The organism is Salipiger sp. PrR002, from assembly GCF_010500775.1.
Classification (GTDB): Bacteria; Pseudomonadota; Alphaproteobacteria; order Rhodobacterales; family Rhodobacteraceae; genus Salipiger.
This window is the reverse complement of the sequence record NZ_JAAGOU010000043.1, coordinates 22812-40659: the sequence shown is the minus strand read 5'-3', so window position 1 is coordinate 40659 and position 17848 is coordinate 22812. Positions and strand designations below refer to the sequence as shown.

16 protein-coding genes are annotated in these 17848 nt (G+C 65.3%); 7 read left to right on the top strand and 9 right to left on the bottom strand.

Features of this window, described 5'->3' with window-relative positions:
• Positions 1–208: 208 nt before the first annotated feature.
• Entirely contained in the window at positions 209–1429 is a 1221-nt protein-coding gene (gene zigA / locus G0A00_RS24185; RefSeq protein WP_164184801.1) for a zinc metallochaperone GTPase ZigA, read from the top strand.
• A gap of 17 nt (positions 1430–1446) precedes the next feature.
• Here the strand turns inward: zigA and G0A00_RS24180 are convergent, their stop codons facing one another.
• The 4 genes from G0A00_RS24180 to G0A00_RS24165 all read right to left on the bottom strand — a co-directional run bounded on the left by G0A00_RS24180 (position 1447) and on the right by G0A00_RS24165 (position 5578).
• A complete protein-coding gene (locus tag G0A00_RS24180) occupies positions 1447–2484 on the bottom strand; it encodes a LacI family DNA-binding transcriptional regulator (protein ID WP_235953314.1) in 1038 nt (345 codons plus the stop codon).
• 40 nt (positions 2485–2524) lie between these two features.
• Complete coding sequence (locus tag G0A00_RS24175; RefSeq protein ID WP_164184800.1) at positions 2525–4021, bottom strand: tripartite tricarboxylate transporter permease; 1497 nt, start codon at positions 4019–4021, stop codon at positions 2525–2527.
• 10 nt (positions 4022–4031) lie between these two features.
• Positions 4032–4451 (bottom strand): tripartite tricarboxylate transporter TctB family protein, encoded by a 420-nt coding sequence (locus G0A00_RS24170; protein ID WP_164184799.1) that lies wholly within the window; start codon positions 4449–4451, stop codon positions 4032–4034.
• A 77-nt stretch (positions 4452–4528) separates the two neighbouring features.
• Positions 4529–5578: an ABC transporter substrate-binding protein gene (locus G0A00_RS24165; protein WP_164184798.1), complete on the bottom strand. Its 1050-nt coding sequence runs from the start codon at positions 5576–5578 to the stop codon at positions 4529–4531.
• Between the two features lie 248 nt (positions 5579–5826).
• Here G0A00_RS24165 and araD point away from each other — a divergent pair, with 248 nt between their 5' ends.
• From araD to map, 5 genes are all read left to right on the top strand, one after another.
• The gene (gene araD / locus G0A00_RS24160) at positions 5827–7569 is read left to right on the top strand and encodes an L-arabinonate dehydratase (RefSeq protein ID WP_164184797.1); all 1743 of its coding nucleotides are present in this window, start codon (positions 5827–5829) and stop codon (positions 7567–7569) included.
• A gap of 10 nt (positions 7570–7579) precedes the next feature.
• Positions 7580–8476 carry a dihydrodipicolinate synthase family protein gene (locus tag G0A00_RS24155; protein ID WP_066111680.1) on the top strand — a complete coding sequence of 299 codons (897 nt, stop codon included), beginning with the start codon at positions 7580–7582 and terminating at the stop codon, positions 8474–8476.
• Between the two features lie 71 nt (positions 8477–8547).
• Positions 8548–10077, top strand: a complete 1530-nt coding sequence (locus tag G0A00_RS24150) for an aldehyde dehydrogenase (NADP(+)) (RefSeq protein WP_164184796.1) — start codon at positions 8548–8550, stop codon at positions 10075–10077.
• Between the two features lie 71 nt (positions 10078–10148).
• Positions 10149–10862, top strand: a complete 714-nt coding sequence (locus tag G0A00_RS24145; RefSeq protein WP_066111684.1) for a ribonuclease activity regulator RraA — start codon at positions 10149–10151, stop codon at positions 10860–10862.
• 158 nt (positions 10863–11020) lie between these two features.
• Positions 11021–11770: a type I methionyl aminopeptidase gene (map, locus tag G0A00_RS24140; protein WP_164184795.1), complete on the top strand. Its 750-nt coding sequence runs from the start codon at positions 11021–11023 to the stop codon at positions 11768–11770.
• Between the two features lie 76 nt (positions 11771–11846).
• Here the strand turns inward: map and G0A00_RS24135 are convergent, their stop codons facing one another.
• From G0A00_RS24135 to G0A00_RS24115, 5 genes are all read right to left on the bottom strand, one after another.
• Positions 11847–12635, bottom strand: coding sequence for an ABC transporter ATP-binding protein (locus tag G0A00_RS24135; protein WP_164184794.1), 789 nt, complete (start codon positions 12633–12635; stop codon positions 11847–11849).
• Positions 12632–13489 carry an ABC transporter ATP-binding protein gene (locus G0A00_RS24130; RefSeq protein ID WP_164184793.1) on the bottom strand — a complete coding sequence of 286 codons (858 nt, stop codon included), beginning with the start codon at positions 13487–13489 and terminating at the stop codon, positions 12632–12634. Before G0A00_RS24130 ends, G0A00_RS24135 begins: the two co-directional genes overlap by 4 nt.
• Positions 13486–14418, bottom strand: a complete 933-nt coding sequence (locus G0A00_RS24125) for an ABC transporter permease (RefSeq protein ID WP_066111694.1) — start codon at positions 14416–14418, stop codon at positions 13486–13488. The genes G0A00_RS24130 and G0A00_RS24125 overlap by 4 nt, the downstream gene beginning before the upstream one ends.
• Positions 14415–15416: an ABC transporter permease gene (locus G0A00_RS24120; protein WP_255455376.1), complete on the bottom strand. Its 1002-nt coding sequence runs from the start codon at positions 15414–15416 to the stop codon at positions 14415–14417. Before G0A00_RS24120 ends, G0A00_RS24125 begins: the two co-directional genes overlap by 4 nt.
• 64 nt (positions 15417–15480) lie before the next feature.
• The gene (locus G0A00_RS24115) at positions 15481–17097 is read right to left on the bottom strand and encodes an ABC transporter substrate-binding protein (RefSeq protein WP_235953312.1); all 1617 of its coding nucleotides are present in this window, start codon (positions 17095–17097) and stop codon (positions 15481–15483) included.
• Between the two features lie 370 nt (positions 17098–17467).
• Between G0A00_RS24115 and G0A00_RS24110 the strand changes: the two genes are divergently transcribed.
• Positions 17468–17812: a RidA family protein gene (locus G0A00_RS24110; RefSeq protein ID WP_164184792.1), complete on the top strand. Its 345-nt coding sequence runs from the start codon at positions 17468–17470 to the stop codon at positions 17810–17812.
• Positions 17813–17848: the final 36 nt, after the last annotated feature.

The following is a 17848-nucleotide window of genomic DNA, read 5'->3' as shown; positions in this document are numbered from 1 at the left end:
CTACGTCACCGGCTCGATGATCCGCGTCGACGGCGGCATGATCCGGGGGATGTAAACACGAGCGCCACCGGCACGGGATTGCCGGTGGCGCTTTGTCGGATCGTGCGGCGCGCCTCAGCGCCTGTGTACGGAATCCGGGTTGCGGGCGCTCTCTGCCGCCTCTAATGTGTGATGATATAACATTACATACTAGAGATTGGAGAGCCCAATGCCAGCCAAGGATAACCGCCTGCCCGTCACTGTCCTGTCGGGATTTCTGGGGGCCGGGAAGACCACGCTGCTGAACGACGTGCTCAACAACCGCGAAGGCCGCCGCGTCGCGGTCATCGTCAACGACATGTCAGAGGTGAACATCGACGCCGATCTGGTGCGCGAGGGCGGCGCCGATCTGAGCCATACCGAAGAGAAACTGGTCGAGATGACCAACGGCTGCATCTGCTGCACCCTGCGCGACGATCTGCTGCTCGAGGTGCGCCGCCTCGCCGATGAGGGGCGCTTTGACTACCTGCTGATCGAGGGCACCGGCATCGCCGAGCCGCTGCCCGTGGCCGCGACCTTCGACTTCCGCGACGAGTTCGGCGAAAGCCTGTCGGACATCGCCCGGCTCGACACGATGGTCACCGTGGTCGACACGGTGAACCTGTTGAAGGACTATTCCAGCCACGATTTCATCCGCGACCGCGGCGAGAGCCTTGGCGACGAGGATGACCGCACATTGGTCGATCTGCTGGTCGACCAGATCGAGTTCGCCGATGTGGTGGTGCTCAACAAGGTCAGCGACGCGGGCCCCGAGCGGGTGGACGCGGCGCGCAAGATCGTCGTCTCGCTCAACCCCGATGCGCAGATCGTCGAGACCGATTACGGCAAGGTCGCCTCTGATCGCATCATGGGCACCGGGCTTTTCGATTTCGACAAGGCGCATCTGCACCCGATGTGGGCCAAGGAGCTTTACGGCTTTGCCGACCATGTGCCCGAGACCGAGGAATACGGCGTTTCGTCCTTCGTCTACCGGGCGCGCCGCCCGTTCCACCCGCAGAAGATCCACGATGTGCTGAACGGCGATCTGCCCGGGGTGATCCGCGCCAAGGGGCATTTCTGGATCGCCACCCGTCCCGACTGGCTCGCCGAATACTCGCTGGCCGGGGCGCTGAGCAGCGTCAAGCCGATGGGCATGTGGTGGGCCACGGTGCCGCAGGAGCGCTGGCCCGATCACCCGCAGGCGGTGGCCTATCTCAAGCAGCACTGGCGCGAGCCCTTTGGCGACCGGCGGCAGGAACTGGTGTTCATCGGCTCCGGCATGGACAAGGCGGCGATCTGCGCGGCGCTCGATGCCGCGCTGGTGGGCGACGAAGCCAGCTTTGTGCCGCAGCAATGGCAGGACCTGCCCGACCCCTTCCCCGGCTGGCGACGCGCGCCGCAGGCGGCCTAAAGCGGCGGGCGCGGCTCTCAGGCGGAGCCGCGCCGCACCACCTCAAAGCCGAGGTCGATGACCGAAGAGCCGTCTTTGTCACCGCGCAGGCGCGCCAGCATGCTTTGGGCTGCGGCGCGCCCGAAGGCGGCCATATCCACCCGCACAGTGGTGATCCCCGGCTCGACCGAGGACGCGAATTCCTGATCGCCGAAGCCGACCACGGCGATCTGCCCCGGCACGTCAAACCCCTGCGCCTGCGCCTCGACCATGACGCCATGCGCCAGCAGATCGGACGAGCATTGGATCAGCCCGCCGGTGAAGCCCTGTTCGAGCAACTGCCGCAGCGCCGCGCGGCCATTGGCCAGCGATGCCTGCGCGTCGAAGAGCGCGCGCGGCACGTCGCCGGGGACATGCTTTTGCCACTCCTGCACGAAGGCCTCGCTGCGGCGGCGGGCGCGTTCGTCCCCGGCAGAGACCGTGCCAACCGTCCGGTAGCCCGCATTCCACGCGAACTCGGCCACGGCGCGGCCGGTCTCGACGTGGCTGAAGCCGACGCAGAAGTCGATCGGGCTGTCGGTGATGTCCCAGACCTCGGCCACCGGGATCTCGGCCCCGAGCAGCATCCGCCGCGCCTGCGCCGAATGGTGGATGCCGGTGAGGAACATCGCGTCGGGCCGCCGCGACAGGTGTGCGGAGATCAGCTTTTCCTCATCCTCGGGGCCAAAGCCGGTTTCCGAGAGCAGGATCTGATAGCCCTCCTCGCGCATCTCTTCCGAGAAGGCCTTCACCATCGAGGAGTAAACGATGTTGGTGATCGACGGCACCAGCGCCGAGATCAGCATCGACTTGCTGGTCGCCAGCGCCCCGGCCAGCGCATTGGGCACAAAACCCGTCTGCGCGATGGCTTCCTTGATCTTCGCAAGCGTTGCGGGCGACACTTTCGACGGGTCCGACAACGCACGAGAGACGGTGACCTGACTGACGCCCGCCAGCCTGCCCACCGCCTCCATGGTGACGCCGCGGCCCTGACCTTTTCGGCTGGCCCGCGGTTTTTTTTCCTGCTCCTCGCCCATCGCGCGCATCTTTCTGTCAGCGGCGGTCCGGGCGCAAGCCTCAGACTGCCTCGTCGTTAATCTCTTTCTTCTTTTTCGCCATCAGCGCGGCACCTGCAACCGATCCTGCGATGAGGATCCACAGAACCACGGCAATCCAGCTCTTGGTGAAGAAGATCGTCACAGTGCCGAAGCTCTCGAGGCTCTTGACGAAGTAGATCTCGGCGGACGGGCCAAGGATGAAGCCGATGATGAAGGGCGCCACCTCGAGCCGCAGCTTGGTGAAGAGCCAGCCCAGCACCCCGAAGATCAGCAGCGTCCAGACGTCGAACATGATGCCGTAGTTGATCGTATAGGCGCCGATCACGCACATCATCAGGATGACGGGGAAGAGGATGTGCTTGGGGATCGTCACCACCAGCGCGAAGTAGCGGACGGCGAAATACATCATGGCGAACATGGCGATATTGGCGATCAGCATGGCGATGATCATCGCGTCCCAGGTGCCCGGGTTGTTGCCGATGAACAGCGGACCGACCTGAATGCCCTGCAGGGTGAACGCCCCAATGAGCAGCGCGGTCGTCGAGTCGCCCGGAATGCCCAGCGAGAGCAGCGGCACCAGCGCGCCGCCGGTCAGGCCGTTATTGCCCGCCTCAGACGCCATGATCCCCGCCGGCTCGCCCTTGCCGAAGTTGCCGGGGCGCTTCGAGAAGGTCTTGGCATTGGTGTAGCTGATGATCGACGCCGCCGAGCCGCCAACGCCGGGCAGGATGCCGATGAAGGTGCCGATCAGCGACGAGCGCACGAGGTTGATGCTCTGCCCCTTGAAGATCCCGAAGGAAAAGCGCGAGTGCTTGCCGACGTTGATGTCTTTGGTCGAATGGCCCTTGGGCACACCGATCTCGGCCTGCTCGAGGATGGCCGCAAGACCGAAGAGGCCGATCAGCACGGGCAGCAGCGAGAAGCCGCTTTCCAGCCAATATTCAGTCCCCGGCGGCACAAGGCGCAGCTCGCCATTGCCCCCGCGCGAGATGTCATAGGTGCCGATGAGGCTGATGAAGATCCCCAGCACGCCCGAGAAGATACCCAGCAGCATGTCCGAGGACAGCGCCGCCATGACGGTGAGCGCGAAGAAGATGATCAGGAACTTCTCGACGTAGGAGAACTTGATGGCGAAATCGGCCAGCGTCGGCGCGAAGAGGTCGAGCACCAACAGCGAGATGAGGCCACCGACCAGCGAGGCGACGATGCCGATGCGCAGCGCCTTCTCGCCCTCGCCCCTCTGGGCCATTGGATAGCCGTCGAAGGTTGTGGTGATAGAGCTTGGCGTGCCGGGAATGCCCAGCAGAATGGCGGGCACGAGGCCGCCCGAAATGCCGCCGACATAGAGGCCGAGCAGCAGCGCCAGCCCGTTCTCGAGGCCCAGCGAATAGGTGAGCGGCAGGCAGACGGCAACGGCCATCGTGGCGGTCATGCCGGGGATCGCCCCGAAGATGATGCCGACAAGTGTACCGCCGACGATCAGCGAGACGAAAAGCGGGGTAAGGATCTCGAACATGGGTCGGACCTCAGGGCAAAGTCAGGAAGAGGGGATAGGTGAACAGCCACCACACGAAGGTCGGCCCGACCACCGCGACGATCAGCAGCGGCAGGATTTGACGGAACCCCCGCTCGTGCATGAACAGGATGCCGGTCGCCAGCACGTAGGGGATCGAGCACAGCAGGAAGCCGAGGCCGGTGTTCGGCCAGATGTCACCCACCGGAACCATCAGCGAGAAGTAAAGCAGCGTCAGCGCCAGCGCGCCAAGGAAGCGCGGCTTGTCCATCGCCGACCACGAGGCGTGCCAGTAGCTGCCCGCCGCGGCGATGCGTGCCCTGTCGCGGATGACGATGGCAAGGCCAAGCAGGCCAAGGACGATCGCGATGATGGTGGGGAAAATCAGGTGTGACGTCTGAAAGTCGATGGTCACACGGGTAAGGTCGCCCATTGGGTCCTCCCTATGGGTAGCTTTTGTCAGTGGGTCCGGCCGGGCGCGGCCCGGCCGAACCGAATGTCATCTGGCTATCAGGACCCGGACGAGATGTCCTCGATCACCTTCTTATAGGTGTCGCGCTTCTCGTTCAGATGCGCTTGGGCATCTTCGGTCGAAAGGTAGTTCGGGATGAAGAAGGCTTCCTTCTGACGCTCCTGAATTTTCCCTTCCTCGAAGATCTCGGCCAGCGCACCGTCGATGGCGTCGATCACTTCGGGGTCCATGTCCTTGTTGAACAGGAAGAAGAATTCCTTGTCGAAGGTGAAGTCCGCGCTGTCGCTCACCGGCACCGAGGTCTCGGGGCTGGCGAAGCTCAGCATGTCGTCGCGGGTGGTGCCGCCCATGCCGGCCTCGGGCGCCTGCTCGAGCGTTGCAGGGCGCGCGGTGATCCACACGAAGCGCATCGCCTTCTCGTCCGACGCGTCGAGCTGGGTGAACTGCTCGTTGGCCTGGATCGAGCCGTTGATCACATCCGCCAGATCGTCCCACATCGCTTGGTTCTTGTCCGACTGCGAGCCGGTGTTCACCGCGACGATGTTCTCTTCCGAGCCCGGAGCGCGCAGCTTGGCGGCATTTTTCATCGCCGAGAACCCGATCTCCGACACACCGCCCGGCTGGATGGCGACGCGCACGCGGGTGCCGGCCTCGGCAGCCGCAAGGATGTCTTCCATCGACTGATACGGGCTGTCGGCGGGCACGAGGTAGGCGTTGCCGGGGTTGATCGCCACGGTCGGGCCGACCGCGTAGTTGGCGAAGGGATCTTCATAGCCGCTGACGCCATAGAGATTGCCGAGGTAGCTCTGGTCATGGAAGATCATGATCGTGGTGCCACGCTTGTCACGGCCAAGCGCCTTGAACGCCTCGGACGCGCCGACGGCGTCGACCTTGATGTTGATGCCCAGCTTTTCGGACAGCGCCTCGGCAACGATGGCCGAGTTCTGGTAGGTGTCACCGCCCGTGGATTTCGAGCCGATCACCATGCGCATGTTGCGCGGCAGGTTCTGCGCCTCCGCGGCGAGCGGAGCTGCAACCATGGCCGCAGCCGAAACGGCGGCAAGAAGGGTTCTGCGGGTAAATTTCATCGTTTCCTCCCGATGGGCCGCTGAGCGGCCGGCTTCTACTGACCGGGCGGTCTCCTGTCTCGCACCCGGATGTCGTGGCCATACGCTATGAAAGCGCATACATAGCTCAAGACCACATTCGCAGGCCGTCTGTCAAGGATTTCTGCTAAAAGTTAATTTCACAGTTAAATCACCCTGAATTGCTTGACGTCTCTTAATGTATGCGCATACATCATCGCCAAGTGACCGCGATGAGACGGAGGAGAATCATGTCGCAAAAGCCACGCAAGACCCCGGAGCAACTGCGCAGCGCGCGCTGGTTCGCCCCTGACGATCTTCGCAGCTTCGGACACCGTTCGCGGATGATGCAGCTTGGATATTCCGAAGAGGAATTCCGCGATAAGCCGATCATCGGCATCCTGAACACATGGTCGGAACTCAACTCCTGCCACAGCCACTTCCCCGAGCGCGTCAAAGACGTGAAGCGCGGCGTGCTGCAGGCGGGTGGCCTTCCGGTCGAAATGCCCGCGCTGTCGGTGGACGAGAGCTTCAACAAGCCGACCTCCATGCTCTACCGCAACATGCTGGCGATGGAGACCGAAGAGCAGATCCGCGCCCACCCGCTCGACGGCGTGGTGCTGATGGGCGGCTGCGACAAGACCACGCCGGGCCTCGTCATGGGCGCCATCTCGGCGGGCGTTCCGTTCATCTACCTGCCCGCTGGCCCGATGCTGCGCGGCAACTACGCGGGCAAGATCCTCGGCAGCGGCTCGGACGCTTGGAAATACTGGGACGAGCGCCGCGCGGGCAATATCACCGATGAGGAATGGCTTGGCCTTCAGGGCGGCATCGCGCGCTCGGCGGGCACCTGTATGACCATGGGCACCGCCTCGACGATGACCGCGATCACCGACGCCATGGGCCTTACGCTGCCCGGCGCCTCGTCGATCCCCGCGTCCGACTCGGGCCACCAGCGCATGGGTGCGGACTGCGGACGCCGCGTGGTCGAAATGGTCTGGGAGGATATGACCCCCGATCAGATCATCACCCCCGCCTCGGTGCAAAACGCCGCCAAGGTCGCCATGGCCACCGGCTGCTCGACCAACGCCGTGGTCCACCTGATCGCCATGGCGCGCCGCGCCGGGGTCGATCTGACGCTGGACCATCTCGACGCGCTTGGCCGGGTCACCCCGCTGATCGCCAACGTCCGCCCCTCGGGCAAGGACTACCTTATGGAAGACTTCTTCTATGCGGGCGGTCTGCGGGCGCTGATGAAGCAGATGGAGGACATGCTCGACACCTCCTGCGTCACAGTCACCGGGCGCAGCCTGGGTGAAGAGATCGAAAGCGCGCAGGTGTTCAACGACGACGTGATCCGTCCGCTGTCGAACCCGGTCTACCACGAGGGCTCGCTGGCGCTGCTGCGCGGCAACCTCTGCCCCGATGGCGCGGTGATCAAACCGGCGGCCTGCGATCCCAAGTACCACGTGCACGAAGGTCCGGCGCTGGTCTTCGACAGCTACCCCGAGATGAAGGCGGCAATCGACGACGAAAACCTCGACGTCACCCCCGATCACGTGCTGGTGCTGCGCAATGCCGGTCCGCAGGGCGGTCCGGGCTTCCCCGAGTGGGGCATGCTGCCGATCCCCAAGGCGCTGATCAAACAGGGCCACCGCGATATGCTGCGGATCTCTGACGCGCGCATGTCCGGCACCTCCTATGGCGCCTGCGTGCTGCACGTCGCACCCGAAAGCTTTGTCGGCGGCCCGCTGGCGCTGCTGAAAACCGGCGACATCGTGCGGCTCGACCTGCCCAACCGCAGCCTCGACATGATGGTGGACGAAGAAGAGATCGCCCGCCGCAAGGCCGCATGGACGCCGCCGGAGCCGCGCTTTGAACGGGGCTGGGGCTACATGTTCTCGCGCCATGTGACGCAGGCCGACAAAGGCTGCGACTTTGATTACCTCGAACGCGATTTCGGCCGCACCGCGGGCGAGCCCGACATTTTCTGAGGAGACACATATGCTCGATCTCGATACCGCCCTCGCCGGCATTTCCGGCATCCTCGTCACCCCCTATGACGAGGCGGGCGAGATTGCCCCGGCCAAGCTTTCGCCGATCATCGACCGCGCGCTTGGCGCCGGGCTGCACATGCCCGTGGTCAATGGCAACACCGGCGAGTTCTACGCGCTGACCACCGACGAAGCCTGCACCATGGCGCGCGAGGTCTGCGCCATGGTGGACGGCCGCGCCCCGGTGCTGGCGGGCATCGGCCGCGGCATCCGCGACGCCTGCGCATTGGCCAAAGCCAGCGCCGAGGCAGGCGCCACCGCGCTGATGATCCACCAGCCGCCCGATCCCTTCGTGGCACCGCGCGGCACGGTGGATTACGTCAAGGCCATCGCCGACGCCTCGGGCGGGCTGCCGATGATGCTCTACCTGCGCAACGACGCGATCGGGACCGGCGCCATCGCCGATCTCTGCGCCGTGCCGGGTGTGAAGGGCGTGAAATGGGCCACCCCGAACCCGCAGAAACTCGCCGCCGCCAAGGCTGCCTGCGATCCCTCGATCACTTGGGTCGGCGGTCTTGCCGAGGTCTGGGCACCGACCTTCTATGCGGTGGGCGCGCGCGGCTTCACCTCGGGGCTGATCAACGTCTGGCCCGAGCGCTCGCTGGCGATCCACGCCGCGCTCGAAGCGTCGGATTACGCCGAGGCCAACCGCCTGATCGGCGAGATGCAGGCCTTCGAGGACATCCGCGCCGAAGAGCTCAACGGCACCAATGTCACCGGCGTGAAGGCCGCACTGCAGGCCACCGGCTTTGACTGCGGCGCGACCCGCCCGCCCTCGGCATGGCCGCTGACCCCGGCGCAGCAGGACAAGCTGCAGGTCTTCCTCAAGACCAACGGCCTGATCTGATCCGCCTCTCGGGGCGCCGAATCGGCGCCCCTCCCCCAAGTTTCCCTCTGCCCCCGAAAGGACCTTTCCCCATGGACGGCACGACCCCGATCTTCACCCCGCACGGCAAGCACCTGATCGCAGGTGAGTGGATCGCCACCGAGGCGCAATTCTCCTCCGAACCTGCCACCGGCCCGGTGCATGCGTTCTCTGTCGGCACGCCCGAGCTGGTCGATCAGGCCTGCAAGGCCGCCGAAGACGCCTTCTGGACCTATGGCTACACCAGCCGCGAGACCCGCGCGAAATTCCTCGAGGCCATCGCCGACGAGATCGAAGCGCGCGGCGAGGCGATCACCGAAATCGGCAGTCAGGAAACCGGCCTGCCCGAAGCGCGCCTGCAGGGCGAGCGAGGGCGCACCACCGGCCAGCTGCGTCTCTTCGCCGAGCACATCCGCAAGGGCGACTACCTCGACGTGCGCGTCGATGCCGCCCTGCCCGACCGCCAGCCGCTGCCGCGCCCGGAACTGCGCATGGTGCAGCGCCCGATCGGCCCGATCGCCGTCTTCGGCGCATCGAACTTCCCGCTCGCCTTCTCCACCGCGGGCGGTGACACCGCCGCCGCGCTGGCCGCGGGCTGCCCGGTCGTGGTCAAGGGCCACTCCGCCCACCCCGGCACCGGCGAGATCGTCGCCGAAGCCGTTGCCGCCGCCATCGAAAGCTGCGGCATGCCCAAGGGTGTCTTCTCGCTGATCCAAGGCGGCAACCGTCAGGTCGGTCAGGCGCTGGTGCAGCACCCGCTGATCAACGCCGTGGGCTTCACCGGCTCGCTCGGCGGGGGCCGTGCCTTGTTTGATCTCTGCGCGCAGCGTGAGGTTCCGATCCCCTTCTTCGGCGAGCTGGGCTCGGTGAACCCGATGTTCGTGCTGCCCGAGGCTACCAAGGCGCGCGGCGCCGAGATCGGCACCGGCTGGGCGGGCTCGCTGACCATGGGCGCGGGCCAGTTCTGCACCAACCCCGGCATCGCCGTGGTCGGCACCGGCGCCGAAGGCGATGCCTTTGTCGAGGCCGCGCGCGCCGCGCTTGAAAAGGCCGCGCCGCAGGTCATGCTCACCGAGGGCATCGCGGGCGCCTACCGCTCTGGCAAGGACCGCTTCGATGGCCGCAACGCGGTGCGTCCGCTGCTGACCACCGAGAGCGGCCCGCGGTCGGCCTCGCCGAACCTCTATGAGACCGACGCCGCGAACTACCTGCAGGATCACGCGCTGGGGGAAGAAGTCTTCGGCCCGCTCGGCCTTGTTGTGCGGGTCTCGGACGTCGACGAGATGGTCACGCTCGCCAAGGGCTTCGAAGGCCAGCTCACCGCGACGCTGCATATGGACGACGGCGATGCGGGTGCCGCCCGCGCGCTGCTGCCGGTGCTGGAGCGTAAGGCGGGCCGCGTGCTGGCCAACGGCTTCCCCACCGGCGTCGAGGTCTGCGAAGCAATGGTCCACGGCGGCCCCTACCCCGCCTCGACCAACTTCGGCGCGACCTCGGTCGGCACGCTGTCGATCCGCCGCTTCCTGCGGCCGGTCTGCTACCAGAACATCCCCGGCGCCGTGCTGCCCGAGGACCTCGCCTGACGCGAAACTTTGCCCGGTCCGTCTTCTTGCCCCCTGCGGACCGGGCCCCCGATTTACTGGAGGAGAACTCGATGAATCCCGAAACCCGTGACATTCTGATGGATGTGTCCGTCGCGACGCTGGCCACCGCGCTCTTCAAGCGCGGCCTGCGCAACCAGGTGATCCAGGGCGTGCACCCGGTCGGCTGGAAGGGCAAGAACATGGTCGGCCCCGCCTTCACCCTGCGCTATATGCCCGCCCGTGAAGACCGCAACCAACTCACCGAGTTCCGCAACCCCGAGCACCCGCAGCGCGTCGCGATCGAGACCTGCCCGGAAGGCAGCGTTCTGGTGATGGACAGCCGCAAGCAGGCCAATGCCGCCTCTTCGGGGGACATTCTGATCACCCGCCTGATGATGCGCGGCGGGGCTGGCGTGGTGACCGATGGCGGCTTCCGCGACGCGGCGGTGATCGCCGAGCTCGACATCCCGGCCTATCACACCCGCCCATCGAGCCCGACCAACCTCACCAACAACGAGGCCATCGCGATCAACGAGCCGATCGGCTGCGGTGATGCGCCGGTGTTCCCCGGTGACATCATCGTCGGCGATGCCGACTGCGTCATCGTGATCCCGGCGCATATGGCCGAAGAGGTTGCCGCCGAGGCCAAGGAAATGACCGCCTACGAGGATTTCGTCGTCGAGCAGGTCAAGGCCGGCGAGCCGATCATTGGCCTCTACCCGCGCGTCAACGAAGAGAAGTTCGGACCGCTCTTCGAAGCATGGCGCGAGAAGAACGGCCGCTGATCCAGCCATCCTCCCCCGGCGCGGCCCTCCCTCGCGCCGGACCATTGGGGGCCGGTCTCTGCCATCGCGTGGGGGCCGGCCCCTGTTTCATTTCACGCGCTGACATTCCCCGTGGGCAGCTATATGGTGCGCGCTCACGCAAAACGGGAGCGCCCCGCATGACGATCACCCAAGAAGATGAGCTCGACGGGCTGAAAGATATCGGCCGGATCGTCGCCAACACGCTGCGCGCCATGGCAAAAGCCATGGAGCCGGGCATGACCACGCGCGAACTCGATGAGATCGGCCGCGCCTTCCTCGAACGGCATGGCGCCGAATCCGCGCCGCAGTCGGCCTATGATTTCCCCGGCGCCACCTGCATCAGCGTGAACGAAGAGATCGCCCATGGCATCCCCGGCGAGCGGATCATCGCGCAGGGCGATCTGGTGAACATCGACGTCTCTGCCTCGAAAGATGGGTTCTTTGCCGACACCGGCGCCAGCTACCGCGTCGGGCCCGCGCATCCGCTGCTCGACAAGCTGTGCCGCGATGGCAAGCGCGCCATGCAGATCGGCATCGGTCAGGTCGCCGAGGGCAAACCACTGGCCGGGATCGGCAACGCCATTGGCAAGTTCGCCGATGAGCGCGGCTATACGCTGATCCGCAACCTTGCCAGCCACGGTGTCGGGCGCTCGCTGCACGAGTATCCCGAAGAGATCGCCACTTGGCCAAACCGCAGCGACCGGCGCCGGATCGACAAGGGGCTGGTGCTGACCGTCGAGCCCTTCCTCTCCACCGGCGGGCTCTGGGCCAGCGATGGCGACGATGGCTGGACGCTCTATGCCGAGCCCTGCGCCCCGGTCGTGCAATACGAACACACCATTGTGGCCACGACGCGTGGCGCGATCATTCTCACCCAGCCGGGCTGAGGCACACGCGCCTCCGCAAACGAAAAAGCGCCGCCCGGCAGTCAGCAGGGCGGCGCTTCTGTCAGTCTGGCGGCGATCAGCTCGCTTCGGCCATCCCTTCATGCCCGGACGAGCGCAGCGCGCTGTCGAGCAGGTGGCGGGTATAGGGATGCTCGGCGCGCAGGTTGCGCATCGCCTCCACTTCCAGCGTCTCGACGATCTCGCCCTTCTGCATGACCGCCACGCGGTCGCACATATGGCCGATGACCCCAAGATCGTGGCTGACCATCAGATAGGTTAGGCCGAACTCGGCGCGCAGGTCCGACAGCAGGTTGAGGATCTCGGCCTGTACCGACACGTCAAGCGCCGAGGTCGGCTCATCCAGCAGCAGCACCTTGGGCTCGGGCGCCAAGGCCCGCGCGATGGCGACGCGCTGCCGCTGTCCGCCCGAGAGCTGGTGCGGGTAGCGGAAGCGGAAACCGCCGCCCAGACCCACCTGTTCCAGCAGCCGGTCGATGCGCGCATCCACCCCGTCCTTGATACCGTGCAAGGCAAGCGTCTCGCTCAGCACCCGGTCGATGGTCTGGCGCGGATGCAGCGAGGCGTAGGGGTCCTGAAACACCATCTGCACCCGGCGGTAGAAGCTGCGCGAGCGCTTGGCCCCCGCCAGCTTCTCGCCGCCCACATGCATGGCGCCATGCCAGTCGTTGACCAGCCCGACGAGCGCGCGCAGCACCGTCGACTTGCCCGAGCCGGACTCGCCGACAAGCCCGTAGCTTTCGCCCTGCGCCACGTTCAGGTCGATCCCATGCACCACGCGGGTGCGCTCGTGACCTTCGCCGAAGAAAACCTCCAGCCCTTCGATCTGAATTTCCGGCTGGCTCATAGCATCGCACTCACAGACGGGGCCTCGCGCCAGACCGGATCGCGCTCAAGCGCCTCCAGCCGCGGACGCGGGCGTTCAAGATCGGGGACCGAGTTGAGCAGGCCCAGCGTGTAAGGGTGTTTCGCCTCATGCAGCTTGCCCGCCTCGCAGACCTCGACGATCCGCCCGGAATACATCACCGCCACCCGGTCGCAGAAGCCCGCCACCAGATTGAGATCGTGGCTGATGAAGATCAGACCCATGCCGCGCTCGCGCACCAGCTTGTCCATGATCTCCAGCACCTGCAGCTGCACCGACACGTCGAGCGCCGAAGTGGGCTCGTCGGCGATGAGGATCTCGGGGTTGGGGATCAACATCATGGCGATCATGATGCGCTGGCCCATGCCGCCCGAGACCTCATGCGGGTAAAGCTTCATCACCCGCTCGGGCTCGCGGATCGCCACGGCGTCGAGCATCTCCAGCGCGCGTTTGCGCGCCTCGGATTTGCCCACCTTTTCATGGGTGCGCAGCGCCTCGACGATCTGGTCGCCGACGGTCATCACCGGGTTCAGCGAGTATTTCGGGTCTTGCATGATCATCGAGATATGCTTGCCCCGGATCGCCCGCATCCGCTTTGGCGAGGCATCGAGCAGGCTTTCGCCCTGCATCTCCATGCGGTCCGCCGTCACCTCACCCGGCTTGCGGATGAGCCCGAGGATGGCCCGGCCGGTCATCGACTTGCCGGAGCCGGACTCGCCGACGATCCCCAGACGTTCGCGGCCGAGCGAGAGGGAAATCCCCCGCACCGCCTCGAAGGTCCCCGAGCGCGTGGGAAAGCGCACCGAGAGGTTCTCGATATCCAGAAGATTGCTCATTTGCCGGCCTCCTTCGGGTCAAGCACGTCGCGCAGACCGTCGCCGATCAGGTTGAATGCGAGCGAGATGGCAAAGATCGCAAGGCCGGGGATGGTGGCCACCCACCAGTAATCGAGGATGTACTTGCGCCCCTCCGAGATCATCGCGCCCCACTCCGGGCTCGGCGGCTGTGCACCAAGGCCGAGGAAGCCGAGGCCCGCCGCGGTGAGGATGATCCCCGCCATGTCGAGCGTCACCCGAATGACGAGGCTCGAGATGCACAGCGGCCAGACGTGGCGCGTGATGATGCGCAGCGGCCCGGCGCCCTGCAGGCGGATGGCATGGATATAGTCGGCGTTGCGGATGGTCAGCGTCTCGGCCCGCGCGATACGGGCGTAGGGCGGCCATGCGGTCAGCGAGATCGCCAGCACCGCGTTCTCGATCCCCGCCCCCAGCGCCGCCACGAAGGCCAGCGCAAGGATGAGCCGCGGGAAGGCGAGGAAGATATCGGTGATGCGCATCAGCACGGTATCGACCCAGCCGCCGAAATAGCCCGCGCAGGTGCCGATGATCAGCCCCAGCAGCGGCGCCACCAGCGCCACCAGCAGCACGATGTAGATCGAGATCCGCGCGCCATAGAGCAGCCGCGAATAGATGTCGCGGCCAAGGCTGTCAGTGCCGAAGATATGCCCGTCCCAGCCCGGCGGCTTGAGCCGCGCACCGAGGTCCTGCACGAAGGGATCATTGGTCGCCAGCAGCGGCGCGAAGATCGCAGCCAGCACAAGGATGGCCAGCACGATCAGGCCAAGCGTGGTCAGCTTGTTGGAGGTCAGCTTCAGCCAGCCCTGATACCAGGCGGCGGCGCGCGCCTGCCCGCGGGACTGCGGCGTGTCGCTGAGCAGCCAGGCCTTCAGGCCCGGCTTTGCGTCGGTTTTGGTGTGCGAGGTCATTTGGCCCTCGGATCGAAGAAGCGGTAGAGAAGGTCCGAGAAGATGTTGAGGCAGACGAAGATCGTCCCGATCACGACGGTGCCCCCAAGGACCGAGGCCATGTCATTGGCCAGAAGCGAGGTGGTGATATAGCTGCCGATGCCGGGCCATGCGAAGATGATCTCGGTCAGCACCGAGCCTTCAAGCAGGTTGGCATAGGCCAGCGCGATCACCGTGATGAGCTGGATGGCGATGTTGCGGAAGGCATGGCGCCAGACCACGTTCCATTCGCTCAGCCCCTTCACCCGCGCGGTGATGACATATTCCGAGTTCAGCTGTTCAAGCATGAAGCTCCGGGTCATGCGGCTGATGTAGGCGAGGCTGAAATAGCCCAGCAGACAGGCCGGCAGGATGATGTGCGAGAGCGCGTCCTTGAACACGTCCCAGTCGCCCGCGATCAGCGCGTCGACCAGCAACAGCCCGGTGCGCGTCGGCACCAGCCCCTCGTAGAACACGCCAAGCCGCCCGGGCCCGGCCACCCATCCAAGGATGCCGTAGAAAATCAAAAGCCCCATGAGACCGAGCCAGAAGATCGGCATGGAATAGCCCACAAGGCCGATCAGGCGCGATAGCTGGTCGATCCAGCTGCCGCGGTAGACCGCCGCCAGAACCCCCAGCGGCACGCCCAGAACCACCCCGAGGATGGTGCCGATCGTCGCCAGTTCCAGCGTTGCGGGGAAGACGCGGGCAATATCCTCGGCCACCGGCTTGCCGGTGCGGATCGAGGTGCCGAAATCGCCCTGCAGCACGTCGCCCACATAGATGGCAAACTGCGCGATCAGCGGCTTGTCGAGCCCGAGCTCCAGATAAACCTGGTCATATTGCGCTTGGCTTGCGCGCTCGCCGATCACCGCGAGCACCGGATCGATCGGCATCACGCGGCCGATCATGAAGGTGACGAACAGCAGACCCAAAAGGGTGATCGCCACGGTGAAGATCAGGCTGACGGATTGCTTCAGCCATTTAGGCGGAAAGGAGGACGCCGAGCGCCCTCCTCCGTTTGTCGTTGTCTCTGCCACGGGATTACTTCGTCACAACCCAATAGGAGACCGCGGTGGTCGCGCCGCCAGCCACGAAGTGCTCGACGCCCGACTGCATGGCGTTCTGCTCGATCTGCTGGAACATCATGCCGAAGGGGCTGACTTCCATGTGCTCGCGCTGCAGCTCTTCGTACATCGCCGCACGCTTGGCACTGTCCTGCTCGACGACGGCGGCGAGGGTCTCTTCGCTCATCTCCGGCAGTTCCCATGCGTTGCGCCACGCCAGCAGGCCAGTCGCGCCCGCCTCATCCGAGTTGTCGGGGTTGTAGGCGAACGTGCCGGCATTGGTGTTGGGGTCGGGATAGTCCGGGCCCCATGCGCCGAGGTAGATGTCATGCTCACGCGCGCGGTAGGTGTCGAGCGTCTGCGCGCCGGTGCCCACGATCATCTCGACGTTGATGCCGATCTGGCCCCAAGTGTTCTGCAGCGACTGACCGATGTCGATCCGCTCCTGCGCGTCGCGGACGTTGATGGTGATGTCGAAGCCGTCACCATAGCCTGCCTCGTCCAGCAGACCTTTGGCCTTCTCGATGTCGAAGCTGTAGGGCGTGTCGTCGATCGCACCCATGAAGGTCGCGGGCAGGAAGGACTGGTGCGTGATGTACTGGCCCTTGAGGAAGCTGTCCTGCATGCCGGTGTAATCGGTGGCGTATTTCATCGCCTCGATCACCTGCGGGTTGGACAGGATCTCGTTCTTCTGGTTGGCCGACCAATACATCAGGCGGCCGCGCAGCTCGTCGACGACCTTGACGCTGTCGACGCCTTCAAGGCCCGCCACATCCTCGGGCGAGAGGTTGCGCGCGATGTCCACGTCGCCACGTTCCAGCTGCAGGCGCTGGGTGGCGCTTTCCTGAATGTGCTGCACGATCACGCGCTTCATCGCGGGTGCGTCGCCTGCATACTCGGGGTTCAGGTCGAGCGTGTAGCTTTCATCGGGCTTCCACGACGCCAGCTTGTAGGGGCCCGAGCCTGCGGTGTTGTCGCGCAGCCATGCGTTGCCCATGTCGCCGTCGACCTCATTGGCCATCACGGTTTCCATGTCGACGATGCCGCCGATGGTCGCTGCAAGGCAGTTGAGCACGAAGGACACGGCATAGGCCTTGTCGAGCTTCAGCACGAGGGTCTTCTCGTCAGGTGCGACGATGGTTTCCTCGACGTTGTCCGGCGTAAAGCCGAACTGCGTCAGGATGAACGAGGGCGTCTTGTTGAGCATCACCGCGCGGCGCAGCGAGAACTCGGCGTCCTTCGCGGTCACCGGGTTGCCCGAGGCAAAGACGTGGCCGTCCGCCATGGTGAAGGTGATCTGGGTGCCGTCTTCGGAAACTTCCCAGCTTTCCGCCAGCGCCGGCTGGAAGCCCGAGTCGAGGTCCATCGGATCGAAGTCGACCAGCGATTCATAGACGTTGCGGCTGATGTCAGCGCCGGTGAACTCGAAGCTCTCGGCCGGGTCCATCGTCTTGATGTCGTCGATGCGCTGCGCGATCACCAGCATGTTCGGCGGCGTTTCCGCCTGCGCGGTCAGCGCCGTGCTGGACAGCAGCGCCGCAGTGAGCAGTGCCGCGCCGATGCGCATCGTCCGCGCCGGGGTATGTCGGGTCATGGTCGTCTCCCTGAAGTTTTTTTGGTCTCTGCCGCGCTCGCGCGCCGCTGCGGCCACTCTCGACATCTTCGGGACAGAGCGCATGGCCGCCGCGACGTCAGGCCCGCGGTGCGCGAAGGGTCGACGAGAAATTGAGCCTTGTCGATCATTTTTTGATCAAATGTTAAAATCCAGAGGTGGTATCGTCGCGTCACTATTCTAGCATAGGTTTATTCGATTTGAGAGATTTCGCGCGAGGCGCGGGGCAAAGGCCGCGAGGGTTGTCCTTGCCGCCCCGGCATGCGGCGGTCTAACTGGCCCCGGACGCATGTCGCGCCCGCGCATTTCCCGCCCAAGCGCAATCGCCGGGGCGCTCAAGAAAGGACATCCGATGACCATCACCCGCATCCAGCCCGGCCCCCGCATGAGTCAGGCCGTGGTCTACAACGGCACCGTGCATCTGGCCGGTCAGGTCGGCCATGGTGCCGATGTCACCGAGCAGAGCCGCGACGCGCTGGCCTCGATCGAGAAGCTGCTGGCCGAGGTCGGCTCGGACAAATCGCGCATCCTGTCGACCACCGTGTGGCTCGCCGACATGGCCGATTTCGCCGCGATGAACGCCGTATGGGACGCATGGGTCGACCCCGCAAACCCGCCCGCCCGCGCCTGCGGCGAGGCCAAGCTGGCAACGCCCGACTACCTCGTGGAATTCCTCGTGGTCGCGGCTGTCGCGTAAGTCGTCGTCAAAGCGATCCCGGCGCGCCGCCAACGC